Source organism: Francisella sp. AG1 (genome assembly GCF_057683165.1).
On the sequence record NZ_CM173135.1, the window covers coordinates 827,070 to 840,250 of the forward strand.

Below are 13,181 nucleotides of genomic sequence, written 5' to 3' on the forward strand. Positions count from 1 at the left end.
GAGCTATTTAAGTTGTTGTTCTATCAACTATAATAGCTGTAGTCATAGTTCCATGAATGTTTAATGGAGTTCTAAAGGTATCTATAATAGAATCAACTCCTATAACCAAAGCAATCATTTGCCAAGGTAAGCCAAAGTATGAAAATACTACACCAGCTGCAACATATGCTGTACCAGGAATGCCAGAAACACCAAGCGAAGCAAGCATGCATATGATAGATATCATAAATATAGTTGAAAATGTGATATCAATACCAGTAGCATTCATTGCCATAACAGCTAGAACTGCGGGAAATACTCCAGCACAGCCATTCATGCCCAATGTTGTCCCCATTGTAGGAGCAAAGGTTGATATACTACTAGTTGTTCCGTACTTATTTAAGCCATCTATAGATAGTGGTAGAGTACCCATGCTAGATCTGGATGTAGCAGCAACTAGCATAGCTTTCCAAATACTTTTATAGAATCTAACTATATTAGTTCTAAATATTACTAAAAGAACGATATGCATTATTAATACGATCATTAGAGCTATATAACAAGTTAATATGAAATAAAGTACAGTAGATATACTGCCTTTATTAAGTTCAATACTCATTTGAGTCATTAGACCAAGTACACCATATGGTGTTAAAGCAATTATCATTCTAGCTAGCTTTTTTATAATAAAGAAAGCTGAATCTATAAAATTAATGAAAGGCTCTGCAAGCTTGCTATCTTCACGATGTGCTATAAGCATTGAAAAACCAAGAAATATTGCAAAAATTACAACAGCCATGACATTATTGCTATTCATTTGGTGGAATAAATTATCAGGTAAAAACCCTAAGATAGTTTCAGATATTGAAGATGTTTTTAAATCTCTAACATTACCTGTAATAGTTGATAAATCTATACCATGTCCAAGATTCATTACAATTGCAACAGTAGCTCCTATAATAGCACTTACACCTGTTAGAAGTAGTAGTATAGCTATGGTTTTGTATGCAAATTTAACCACATAAGAGCCATCATAGTTTTTTAAGTTCGTAATTGAATGAGTAATAGATGTTAAAACAATTGGAATGATTAGCATTTTAAGTAATGAAATGTAACCATCACCTAAAATATTACTAATTTGTACAAAACTATTGCTATTACTATTAAGAGCATTATAACAAACTCCAATAGTTACCCCAATAATTAAAGCTAATATTGTCCTGATGTTAAAACTGATTTTTTTAATCTGTAAAATTATTAAAATAAACAACGAAAATATAAGTAGTAGCGCCATAAGTTTGCCTTAAGTTAATAAATGTTAAGATGATGAGTTTAACATACTTTACCAAATTGGTATACATCTATATATACTAATTTAGTATACATTAGTATGTGGATGAAAATAAGAAAATATTGTGTTTAAAATATTATAGGGTTGATTAAAAATTAGTGTAAAAAAAATAAATCAACATTATAATAAATTATCGAATCTTTTTTTGTGAAAAATATGCCAAAAACACTTATGTATCTTGAGGCTAGCAGCAGTTCTGAGAAAGTTGCCAATCAGCTTCATTTAAACCAAAAAATAATTAAAGAAATAGTAAAAATCTTAAAAGAAAAAAATATAAAAAGAATTATAACTATTGCCAGAGGTAGTTCTGATTGTGTCGCTAATTTTGCAAAATATTTATTTGAAACTCAGTTTGGATTAAGTGTTTCTTCCTTACCACCATCTATAACTACAATATATGGTAAGAATATTGGAGATGATAAAACTTTAGCTATAGCTATTTCTCAATCAGGAGGATCCCCTGACTTAAAATTGGCTCTGGAGGGTTGTAAAAAAGCAGGATGTGTAACTTTAGCTATTGTAAATAAAGAAAAATCACCATTATCTGAATGTGCAGATTTAGTTTTACCTGTTAGAGCAGATATTGAAAATGCTGTAGCAGCGACTAAGAGTGTTATAACATCTTTAGTTGCTATAATTAGTATAGTCGCAGAATATAATCAAGATAAATTTTTATTAGATAGTCTGAATTCTTTGCCAGCAGCATTAGAGCATAGTCTAAAGTCAGATTGGTCATGTGCTATAAAAGAGTTGAAACATAGTAAAAATATGTTTGTAATAGGAAGAGGATTTGGGTTTCCTATTGTTCAAGAGATGGCTCTTAAGTTTAAAGAAACATGTGGCATACATGCTGAGGCTTTTAGTTCAGCTGAAGTCTTGCATGGACCATTTGCATTAATGAACCAAACTTTTACAACCTTTACAATTTTACAAAATGATGAAAGCGCTAAAGGAACTCATGAGATTGTGAAGAAAATGACAGATCTTGGTGTAAAAACTATTTTTGCAACTACTGATTCTGAGTCATTAGCAAAGGTTCATTTACATGTAGATGTAAATATTCATCCTATACTTGAGCCTATTGTGTTGCTGCAAGAGTTTTATCTTATGGTCAATGAGTTAGCTATATCTTTAGGATATAACCCTGATAATCCAAGTAATTTGAGAAAAATTACTGAAACTGTTTAATTTTTTTAATAATAAATCAAAAAGGTACTAGTATTATGGATAAGCCTATTAAATTTAAGCTTAGAATTACTGTGATTGTTTTTTTCTCAGCTATGGGTGGGATGTTATATGGTTATGATATAGGGATTATAGGAGGGGCGCTTCCTTTTATAAAATCAGAGTTAGGTATGACGGCTGTTCAAGAATCTTGGCTAGGAGGCTCAGTCCTTTTTGGTGGTGCTTTTGCTATCCTTATAGGTGGAATACTTGCTGATATTTTTGGCAGAAAAAATGTAATAACATTATCAGGCCTTATTTTCGTAATATCTGTTCTTATGGTTTATTATGCTAAAAGCTATGATTTTTTATTAGTTTCACGATTGATTCAAGGAATAGCTGTTGGATTTGTTGCAATAACTGTACCACTGTATCTTACTGAGTCAGTTCCTAGTTTAATTAGAGGTTTAGCTGTGACTTGTTTTCAATTGTTTCTAACTGCTGGGATTTTGATTTCTACAGCTGTAAGTCTGTTATTTATAACAAAACAGCCTAGTACAGGAGTAGAAATTGGTGATTGGAGAGCAATGTTTCTTACAGCCTTAATCCCTGGTTTAATTGTGTTTATCGGGGGATTATTTTTAATTAAATCTCCTAGATGGCTAATTATGAAAAACAAAGAAGACGAAGCAGAGAAAATACTTATCAAAACTATAGGTGTTATAGCTGCAAAAAAAACAGATGCATGAGGTTAAAGAATTAATTGCTAAAACTAAAGAAGAAGGTTCTATATTATCGAGTTTAACAAAAAAGCATTATTTAGTTCCTATGTTGATAGTGTTTTCTATTGCGATTTTAGCTCAAATGACAGGAATAAACAGCATATTACAATATGCTCCGACTATGCTTAAGCAAACTGGCTTAGGTTCTGTATATGCTGCTGTTGTTGGAGGTGTTGCAATTACGGGTCTTAATTTTATAACAACAGCTATAGCTGTTGTTATCGCTGATAAAATTGAGAGAAAGTTCGTAATAACATTTGGAACATTGATGGTTTCAATAGTTTTGATAATTTTGAGTATACTTTTATATGTTATGCCTGATACATCAGCTAAAGGTGTGGTATTACTTATCGGTTTTATATTATATATTTTCTTTTTCGCAATCGGTCCAGGAGCCTATATATGGGTAATTATGTCTGAGCTTTTACCGACAAATATCAGGAGAAAAGGTTTAGCGGTTGCACTTTTTTTAAATAGTATGGCTTCAGCACTTTTGGCCTCCTTTGTAATGCCTGTGACTCAATATTTTAATGGAAACTATGGGGTTATACTTGGATTTTGTGGTTTATGTACACTGTTATATAGCTTTATTGCATTTAAGTTTATACCAAGAACTAATGGACTTACTCTTGAAGAAATTGAGCAAGGTTTTGCAAAATAAATTTAAAAATTCATAAATCTTATAGATTTTTTGTTTAATAGTATATTATTTTAACTTAAAAAAAAATGAGTTTAATATGTTTAAGTATTTGTCAATTTTAGTTGGTTTATTAATATTTTCAATTAACGTATATGCAGAAAAGGCATTAGATATAGAAAAAGTCTTAGTACCAAATAGTTTATCTCTTTTACCTCCTCCACCCTCTACTGATAGCATTGCATTTATGAATGATAAAGCAATCTCTGAAGCATCATTTGCTAAAAGAAACAAAGGGAATAACCAGCGCTATATTGTTGCAAAAAAAGATGCAGGATATACAGCGACAGAAATATCCAGTAATTTTTCCAGTAGTTTTGGTTATGAAATTTCAAAAAAGACTACTCCTGTTATATATGATTTAATAGATTTAACAATAAAGACCTCATCTAAATCAGGAAGCTTTGCTAAAAATAATTATATGAGGGTTAGACCTTTTGTTTTTTTTGATAAGTCTACTTGTGATCCAGAGAGTGAAAAAGAATTACGTAACAATGGTTCTTATCCATCAGGCCATACCACAGAGGGTTGGGCTGTTGCATTACTGCTTGCAGAAATAAATCCATCAAATCAAGAGCAGATTCTTAAAAAAGGTTATGAATATGGGCAAAGCAGAGTAGTATGTGGAGCTCATTGGTCTAGTGATGTACAGGCCGGTTATGTGCTTGGTGGAGCTGTATTTTCAGCTTTAAACTCAAATAATCAGTTTAGATCTTTGATAAGTAAAGCCAAAAAAGAAATAAAAATAAACTAGGCTGGATTGTATATATCTATAAATTTAGTTTCTAAGTTGAATTTTTCGTTAAGAAGTTTGGCTATAGCTTTTACACCTTCTTTTTCTGTAGCATGATGGCCTGCAGCAATATAGTTTATGCCTAGTTCACGAGCAATATGGGTTGTTTTCTCTGAAATTTCACCCGATATAAAAGTATCTGCCCCAAGATTATATGCGTGTTCAATATAACTTTGAGCACCGCCAGTACAAATTGCAATTTTCTTGTTTATATTATTGGCTTTTATAGTGGTTGGGTTTCTATTTAGTTTTGTTTCAATATTTTTTTCTAGACTTTCTAAATTTAAATTATAATTTCCCATAACTAAAATATTAGGAGTTGGACCTACTCCAAAAAAATTAATATTAGTCAAATCTAATTTTTGAGCTAAAAGAGTATTGTTGCCTATTTCTTTATGTCCATCTAAAGGAAGATGATAGCTAAATAAATGTATACCGCTTTTTATTAATTTAGATATGCGCTCATATTTCATACCTGTTATCGTATATTTTTCACCTTTCCAAAAATAGCCATGATGGACTATAATTGCATCAGCATTCTCTGCTATTGCCGCGTCTATTAGTTCTTGACATGCTGTAACACCAGTTATAACTTTTTTTATATCTTTATCTCCTTGGATTTGGAGACCGTTTGGAGCATAGTCTATATAGTTTTCTATATTTAAGTAGTCATTTAAGTAATTTTCTAAATCTTTAAAGTACATGTTGCTAAAAAATAGTTTCTGTAAGGGGATTAGTTTAAATTGTATAGAATTAGCCTTTTATTTGAAACAAGTTTGCTATTTTTAGTGTGTATGAAAAAAAATAATTTATTAATGGATTTATATTGGTGAAAATAAAAACATTTAGAAAAGCTTATAAAAGAGGAGTTTTTAATAAACTATAGATATCTCATAATTTAGATTATGATGTTATAATTTTAGATTATATTTACTTAGTCAAAATATTTAAAAATATAATTATATTTTTTTGGAATTTTATATGAATAAAATAAAAAATGTTGTAAAAATTGGTAGTGTATTGGTAGGAGGAAGTAATCCAGTTGTTGTTCAATCAATGACAGATACATATACTGCAGATATTGAAAAGACTGTAAAGCAGATATTAGCTTTGCACAAAGCTGGTAGTGAAATTGTTAGGCTTACGGTAAATGATGAACCAGCAGCAGCAGCAGTGCCAATGATAGTCAAAGAGCTAGCTAAAAATGATTGTTACGTGCCATTAGTTGGAGATTTTCATTATAATGGTCATACACTACTTAGTAAGCATCCAGAGTGTGCAAGAGCTTTAGCTAAGTACCGTATTAATCCTGGAAATGTTGGTTTTGGTAAGAAAAAAGATACTCAATTTGCTGAAATTATTAAAATAGCTATAGAAAATGATAAACCTGTACGTATAGGAGTAAACTGGGGTAGTTTAGATCAAGCTTTGTTAGCTAGACTTATTGATGAAAATAATGCACAAGATAATCCCTTAACTTTACAACAAATTATGCATAAAGCTTTGATATCGTCAGCTTTAGAAAGTGCTAAATATGCACAAGACCTTGGTTTAGCAAAAGATAAAATTATAATTTCATGTAAAGTTAGTGAAGTCCAAGATCTGATAACTGTATACAAAAAACTAGCGAAAGAATGTGATTATGCCTTACATTTGGGGCTTACTGAGGCTGGTATGGGTACCAAAGGAATAGTTGCTAGTGCAGTTAGTTTAGGTATTTTACTACAGCAAGGCATTGGTAATACTATACGTGTATCATTAACTCCAGCTCCTAATGCTCCTCGTACGGAGGAGGTGCGTGTTTGTCGTGAAATATTGCAAAATCTTGGAATGAGAACCTTCACGCCAAGTGTTACATCTTGTCCTGGCTGTGGTAGAACTACAAGCTCATTTTTTAGAGAGTTGACTAGTCAAGTAAAAGATCATCTTGATGAAAAAATGCATTCATGGAAAGAACAATATAAAGGTGTTGAAAGCATGAAAGTAGCTGTGATGGGATGTATTGTAAATGGTCCCGGAGAATCTAAAAATGCTGATATAGGTATAAGTCTGCCTGGAAGTGGAGAATCACCGGTTGCTCCGGTATTTATTGATGGCAAAAAGGTATATACTTTACGAGGTGATAATATATCTGACGATTTTATTGAGATTGTTGAGAGATATGTTAGGGATCGTTATGGTAATAATACATAGGTGAATCTGGAAAAATGTCAGTAATTTTTATTAACACATCATTTTCAAGGTTAAAGCTAGGATATACTAATAATACTCAAGGTTTTAGTAAGGAAAAGTATGCTAAATTTAATTTAGCAGATAATGTTGGTGATGAGCGTATAGTAGTTGAGAAAAATCGTAATTTATTTCAATCATATATAGATGCTGATATAAAGTGGTTAAGGCAGAATCATACAAATATTATAAAAAATTTTGATGAATATAAAACTGGGTTTTGTGATGCTATCATTACAAATAAACCAAAACAAGCATGTGTTGTTTTAACAGCTGATTGTTTGCCTATAATCTTATTTGATAAAAAAATGACAAAAGTTGCTGCGTTGCATGCAGGTTGGAAAGGTTTATCTCAAGGTATACTAGAAAAAGCATTGAAAGAGTTTGTAGGACTTGATTTAGTTGCTTGGTTTGGTCCATGTATATCAGAAAATTATTATGAGGTTGGTGTAGATATATACGATAAGTTTGTAGATCAACATGAAGTATTTAGCCAAGCTTTTCGTTCGAAAAGTAAAGATAAGTATTTTTTTGATATGAAATTTGTTGCTAGACAGATATTAAATGATAATCATTGTTTTGATATTGTTGATTCTGGGCTTTGTACATTTAGTAATAAAATGTTTTATTCTTATCGAAAAGAGGGTGTCACAGGTAGGCAAGCCACATTTGTGTGGTTTGAGTAAACTTTAAAAAGGAATAGTATGTCAGAAAAACTACAAATGTTAAAAAAAATAATGCAACAAAAAGGCTATGATTTCTATCTAGTACCTTCAATTGATGATCATAATAACGAATATGTACCAAAGTGTTGGCAGTATCGTGCTTGGATAAGTAACTTTGATGGTTCGATGGGAGATGTATTAGTAACTACTGACCATGCGTATTTGTCAGCTGACGGTAGATATTTTACTCAGGCAGATTATCAATTAGAAAAAAAAGATTTTACCTTACTTAAGCAAACAAGTTTTGCCTCTAAAATAGAAGAATGGTTAGGTGCAAACTTTACAGATAAGACATTAGCTATAGACCCTAAAAAAATAGGGATTATTAGAGCTGAGAATATATTGAAAATTGCTAATAAAAATGGTGGTAAAGTTGTTTTTGATAGTGAAAACCTAATTGCCTTAGTGCAGCAAGAATTAGATCAAGCTGTACCAGTACCAACTGAAAAAATATTTGTTCATGAAATACAGTATGCAGGCCAATCTATTGAGTCCAAGCTTAATACTATTCGTAAAGATCTTAAAGAAAAAGGGCTAAATACATTAGTTATTTCTAGTTTAGATGAAATTATGTGGGCACTTAATATACGCGGTAGAGATATTAGTCATACACCTCTAGCAATTAGTTATTTGATTATTACTCTAGAAGAAGTTTATTTCTATATAGATGACTCTAAAATTAATACAGAAGTAAAAGACTATCTTGATTCAAATAATATTCTTATAAAAAAATACCTACAATTTTTTGAAGATTTAACAACTTATGAAGCTAAATATCTACTAGATATTTCAAGTGCAAGTTATGCAATGAAACAAGCTATTGAACAGCAAGAAAAGAGTGAAATATTTTTAGATAATTCTCCAATAATACTTAGTAAAGCTCTGAAAAATTCTATCGAAATAAACGGGGCAAAAGATGCGCATAAGAAAGATGCTGCCGCATTTATATCATGGTGGCATTGGATGGAAAATAATTATCAAGGTATTAATGAGCTTGAAGCCTCAGCTAAGCTCAAAGAGTTTCGTGCTAAGCAAAAAGGTTACGTTGAGGATAGTTTTTCATATATAGTTGGCCATGCTGCAAATGGTGCAATTATACATTATATGGCTAAAAAAGATTCACATCTAAAAAAAATAGATGATCAAGCACCTTTATTATGTGATTCTGGTGGACAGTATAAAGATGGAACTACAGATATTACAAGAGTACTGCATTTTGGTAGCCCAACAAAGGAACATAGAAGGTATTATACTTTAGTTTTAAAGGGGCATTTAGGTCTAGGTAGGGCAGTATTTCCCAAAGGTACTGTTGGTTCTCAGCTTGATATACTTGCACGTGAGCATCTTTGGCACTTTTGTGCTGATTATGGTCACGGGACTGGCCATGGTGTAGGTAGTTTTTTGGGAGTTCATGAAGGGCCTCAAAGGATAAATTCTGCTTCTAAGGTAGAGCTAATGCCAGGTATGATTTTAAGTAATGAACCTGGAGCGTACTTTCCTGGAGAATTTGGTATTAGAATAGAAAATCTCTGTTATGTAAAGCAGCGTAATCAAGAGTCTCCAACAGGTCATGGGCCTTTTTATTGTTTTGAGGATTTAACCTTGATTCCTTATGAATATAAACTTATAGAGACATGGATGCTTACATATACTGAGAAAAAAGCTATAAATAGTTACTATAGTAAGATTCGAAAGGAAGTTTTGCCTTTGGTAGAGGATCAAGACGTTAGAGATTTCTTATTGTTTAAAACTAGACATATTAAATAAGCATGGCTCATAAGAAAAATAGTAAAAATAAGAATAAAAATTCTAACTTTAGATATATCAAAATATTTATATTACTTGGTTTAGCTATTTGTGGGGGTTTTTCAGGAGCATTCCTTGATAAATTTGATTTAAAGGAAAAATTTATAAACTTTAGACATGCTGTTTATAATTATTTCACTAGTAGCAAACCTATAAAACATTATACTTCGAAAGATAATGAAAATATAATTGCAAAGTTTTTTTCTCAAAGTGAGGAAGCTAAAAAACAACAAGTAAATCAATTTGATAATTTAGAACAATATGCACCTAAAAGAGTATTGCCTGCAGTTACAAACTATTGCCATGATTTTTTAATCTATGGCAATCCTAGTTTTGGTGTAACAGAAGGTTTGGCTCAAATAAATCTTTATTTATGTAGAGATGGTTATGTGGTTGGTTATAATTATGCAACTAAAGAAGCTAGCTGGGTTGCATTTAAACTTACAAAAGCTAAAGTAGCCAATAAACTTGAGCGTAATGATAAGTTTAAAGAGGATGATGACGTTCCATTTGTATATAGAGCTACATTAGATGATTATTCTCATTCTGGTTATGATAGAGGTCACTTAGCATCATACGCATCTATGGACTTTAGTAAAAGATCAGCAGATGAATCATTTTTATTATCAAATATGTCTCCACAAAAGGCTGGTTTGAATAGGCAAGGCTGGGAGCGCTTAGAAAGAGATGAGCGTATTTGGGCAAATATGTATAATAATATATATGTTTATACTGGACCAATATATAAAAAACAAAAGATCCATAAAACTATTGGTGATAATAAAATAGCAGTGCCAGATTATTTCTTTAAAATAATTTACGTACCATCTGAAAATAAAGCAATCGCTTTTGCTATGCCAAATTCAAGCGTTAATAAAACAAAAATTGCCAATTATAGGGTATCTATAGAAGATATTGAAAAACGTACCGGACTGCACTTCTTAACTAATATTAAAAATCGAAGTGTAGTTGTTGAGAATGTTTCTTCAATGTGGCGAACAGCTTATTTATAGTGATCTTTTATGATTAATTTAGTTGCTTGTTGAATAATTTTTTCATTGCTAAGAGATTTTTTATTATTAAGGCTTGTATACATAATCCCAATTCCAAAAGGTTCTGAATCTTTTGGCCATATTATAGCTATATCATTGGTAGCTCCATATTCGCTACAAGTCCCAGTTTTATCTCCAATAATCCAGGTTTTAGGGGTACTGTAAGCTATCCTATTTACACCAGTATAGTTAGTTTGCAAATACTTTGTGAATATTAATTTATGTTTTTGGTCAAGAATATTACCAAACGTTAGTTTATATAGATCAGTAGTTATAGCTTTTGGAGTTGTTTTGTTTATATTGCTACTAGGTTGAGTATAGTTGATTTTTGGTTCAGAATTTTTAATATTCGTATTTTCATCACCAATATTTTTTATAAATTTATTTAGTTTCTTGATACCACCAAGCTCTTTGATTAAGATATTTGCAGCAGGATTGTCACTAAGTATAGCTGCATAGCAAAGTTGTGATATGGTTAAGCTTTTTCCTATATTTTTACCAGTAACTGGAGCGTATCCAAGTTTAGCTATAGATTGTTTTGATATTAGTATTTTTTTATCTAATAATCCTGGATTATGCATATCTTGTTTTAAGATAGCGCCAACTAGTAAGAATTTAAAAACGCTACAGATTGGGAAATAAAAATTATTGTTATAGGTAATAGTTGATTTATTATTTTTTATTATGTAAATTCCAAGCTTACCACCATATTGCTCCTCCAAGCTTTTAAAAGATTCTTTTAGAGCCGAGTTAGCCTGTGGCATAAATAAAAATAAGGATAAAATAATTATGAATAAGCGCATATAAATAAGAATAGCTGATCAAAATAATTTTTAGATTGTATATTAAAAATATTTTTTTGCAATGCTAAATGCTTCAATATTTTTTTTGCACTTAGTATTATAGCTAAACTCGTAACCATTTATATATAGTTAATCTGATAATATTGTGCTAAAGACGTGAGTAATAGCATCAGATAAATTATCAAAAGAATTATTTACTTTTCTTAAAATTCTTTTAAAATTGGCCCAAATTTTTTCTATAGGATTTAAATCAGGAGAATAAGCAGGAAGGTATAGTATCTGTATATCAAACTTCTCTGCTATTTTAGCCAATTTAGGAGACTTATGAAAACTAGCATTATCCATAACAACAGTAGTCTTTGGAATTAACTCAGGACATAAATGCTCTTCAAACCACTGATTAAAAATTTGAGTATCTGTATATCCAGTATACTCTAGCGGTGCTATAATCTTCTTTTCTAAATAGTTATAACCAGCAACTATACTTTTTCTCTGAGTTTGATAAGCAATAACTTCACCATAGCTAGGTTTACCAACAAGAGACCATCCTCTTAGTACAGACTGTTTATTATCCATACCCATTTCATCTAAATATACAAGTTTGTTAGGTTCAATAGTCTCAACAACCTCTATAAAACTTTGCCTATCTTGTTCTTTTCTTTGCTTATATTTAGGTGTCTTTTTTTAAAACTAAAACCAAGTCTGGTAAGACAATCATAAAATGTGCTTCTAGGTATTTCAGGAGCTAATGCTTCTCTAATATCTAAAGCCATTGCATCTGGATATGTTCTTAAGTAGCTTTCTATCGCTTCCTTATCTGTAAAGGTTGCTACTCTACCGCAACCCAAGCCTTGCTTAGATTTATAATCACCAGTTGTCTCGTATAAGTTTATCCAAGATCTAGTAGTACGGATATCTATATTAAAAAAATTACTTAGCTCTTTGTCTGTTAGGCCTTCTTTATATTTAGTTATTACGATATCTCTGAAATCTTGGCTATATGATGACATTTTTTCTAAATATTATAACATTATTGTCAAATAACTATCGGATTAACTATAAATTACAGGTGGTTTGTTATCCAAATCACTTGCATGTATTATTTTTTCTAAATCTTCTTTAGATGTATCATGTTTAATTGTTAGCATTTCATTTAATTGAGATATTTTTCGGTGCCTACCATTCCATTTCTCATGCTTTGATTTGGCTATTAGAGTGTTAATATGTGTTTGTCCTCCATTAAGTATGCTTGTAATAATATCATAAAATTGATCCATCATTTTTGCTTGCGCACGTTCAAAAATGCTTAAAAAATCATCATTTTTAAATATATGGAAACGCCTACATTCTAAAATTTGACCACTATCTATACCATCATCAATAATATGTGCGGTAACACCATAAGTAGGAGATCTATCATAAATTGCAAAGTTTATACAACCTCTGCCAGGATACTCAACGGGTGCTGGATGAAAGTTAATACCATTAATACTAGCTTTGTTAATTAGCCAACTAGGCACTAAAAATAATGTCTTAAAACAAATTATATAATCACCATACCAGTTTTTGACATCTTCTGTAAGCAAAGATTGTTTATTTGCAGTTGGAGTATAGTCAGTTAAGTATTCAGTAATTTGACAATGTTGAGATTTTAAAAAACGAATCGCCTTTTGAGTCATCTCACAATTAGTTGAACCAAAAAACAGTACTTTAGCATTTTTATAATTAGTCTCTAGCATGGTTTTAGCTTAAAATAACAAACAATTAGGTTTATGTTATTGTATTACAACATCATAAGAT

At 30.9% G+C, this 13,181-nt stretch carries 11 protein-coding genes and 1 pseudogene; 7 read left to right on the forward strand and 5 right to left on the reverse strand.

The window, feature by feature from the left end; translation table 11 throughout:
• Positions 1-7 precede the first annotated feature (7 nt).
• Positions 8-1,273 carry a cation:dicarboxylate symporter family transporter gene (locus ACR0PV_RS04220; protein ID WP_488173721.1) on the reverse strand — a complete coding sequence of 422 codons (1,266 nt, stop codon included), beginning with the start codon at positions 1,271-1,273 and terminating at the stop codon, positions 8-10.
• Between the two features lie 213 nt (positions 1,274-1,486).
• On the opposite strand from ACR0PV_RS04220, the gene ACR0PV_RS04225 reads away from it, so the two are divergent.
• From ACR0PV_RS04225 to ACR0PV_RS04235, 3 genes and pseudogenes are all read left to right on the forward strand, one after another.
• Positions 1,487-2,518: an SIS domain-containing protein gene (locus tag ACR0PV_RS04225; RefSeq protein ID WP_488173722.1), complete on the forward strand. Its 1,032-nt coding sequence runs from the start codon at positions 1,487-1,489 to the stop codon at positions 2,516-2,518.
• Between the two features lie 35 nt (positions 2,519-2,553).
• Positions 2,554-3,937: pseudogene (locus ACR0PV_RS04230) on the forward strand (sugar porter family MFS transporter).
• Between the two features lie 76 nt (positions 3,938-4,013).
• Positions 4,014-4,727 carry an acid phosphatase gene (locus ACR0PV_RS04235; RefSeq protein ID WP_488173723.1) on the forward strand — a complete coding sequence of 238 codons (714 nt, stop codon included), beginning with the start codon at positions 4,014-4,016 and terminating at the stop codon, positions 4,725-4,727.
• Here ACR0PV_RS04235 and ACR0PV_RS04240 read toward each other — a convergent pair.
• Entirely contained in the window at positions 4,724-5,470 is a 747-nt protein-coding gene (locus ACR0PV_RS04240; RefSeq protein ID WP_488173724.1) for a Nif3-like dinuclear metal center hexameric protein, read from the reverse strand. The genes ACR0PV_RS04235 and ACR0PV_RS04240 overlap by 4 nt on opposite strands.
• A gap of 277 nt (positions 5,471-5,747) precedes the next feature.
• Here ACR0PV_RS04240 and ispG point away from each other — a divergent pair, with 277 nt between their 5' ends.
• Genes ispG through ACR0PV_RS04260 form a run of 4 tightly spaced genes read left to right on the forward strand, consistent with a single transcriptional unit; the run spans position 5,748 to position 10,539 of the window.
• The gene (gene ispG, locus ACR0PV_RS04245) at positions 5,748-6,959 is read left to right on the forward strand and encodes a flavodoxin-dependent (E)-4-hydroxy-3-methylbut-2-enyl-diphosphate synthase (protein ID WP_488173725.1); all 1,212 of its coding nucleotides are present in this window, start codon (positions 5,748-5,750) and stop codon (positions 6,957-6,959) included.
• A 14-nt stretch (positions 6,960-6,973) separates the two neighbouring features.
• The gene (pgeF, locus tag ACR0PV_RS04250; protein WP_488173726.1) at positions 6,974-7,681 is read left to right on the forward strand and encodes a peptidoglycan editing factor PgeF; all 708 of its coding nucleotides are present in this window, start codon (positions 6,974-6,976) and stop codon (positions 7,679-7,681) included.
• A gap of 18 nt (positions 7,682-7,699) precedes the next feature.
• Positions 7,700-9,487: a M24 family metallopeptidase gene (locus ACR0PV_RS04255; RefSeq protein ID WP_488173727.1), complete on the forward strand. Its 1,788-nt coding sequence runs from the start codon at positions 7,700-7,702 to the stop codon at positions 9,485-9,487.
• A gap of 2 nt (positions 9,488-9,489) precedes the next feature.
• Positions 9,490-10,539, forward strand: coding sequence for a DNA/RNA non-specific endonuclease (locus tag ACR0PV_RS04260; RefSeq protein WP_488173728.1), 1,050 nt, complete (start codon positions 9,490-9,492; stop codon positions 10,537-10,539).
• On the opposite strand, the gene bla is transcribed toward ACR0PV_RS04260, so the two are convergent.
• From bla to ACR0PV_RS04275, 3 genes are all read right to left on the reverse strand, one after another.
• A complete protein-coding gene (bla, locus tag ACR0PV_RS04265; RefSeq protein WP_488173729.1) occupies positions 10,530-11,381 on the reverse strand; it encodes a class A beta-lactamase in 852 nt (283 codons plus the stop codon). The genes ACR0PV_RS04260 and bla overlap by 10 nt on opposite strands.
• Before the next feature lie 129 nt (positions 11,382-11,510).
• Positions 11,511-12,391 (reverse strand): IS630 family transposase gene (locus ACR0PV_RS04270; RefSeq protein ID WP_488172194.1). Its coding sequence is split into 2 segments (ribosomal slippage): positions 11,511-12,067 and positions 12,067-12,391, totalling 882 coding nucleotides; the frame shifts between segments, so codons are not numbered across the junction.
• Between the two features lie 42 nt (positions 12,392-12,433).
• The gene (locus tag ACR0PV_RS04275) at positions 12,434-13,120 is read right to left on the reverse strand and encodes a formyltransferase family protein (RefSeq protein ID WP_488173730.1); all 687 of its coding nucleotides are present in this window, start codon (positions 13,118-13,120) and stop codon (positions 12,434-12,436) included.
• Between the last annotated feature and the right edge of the window lie 61 nt (positions 13,121-13,181).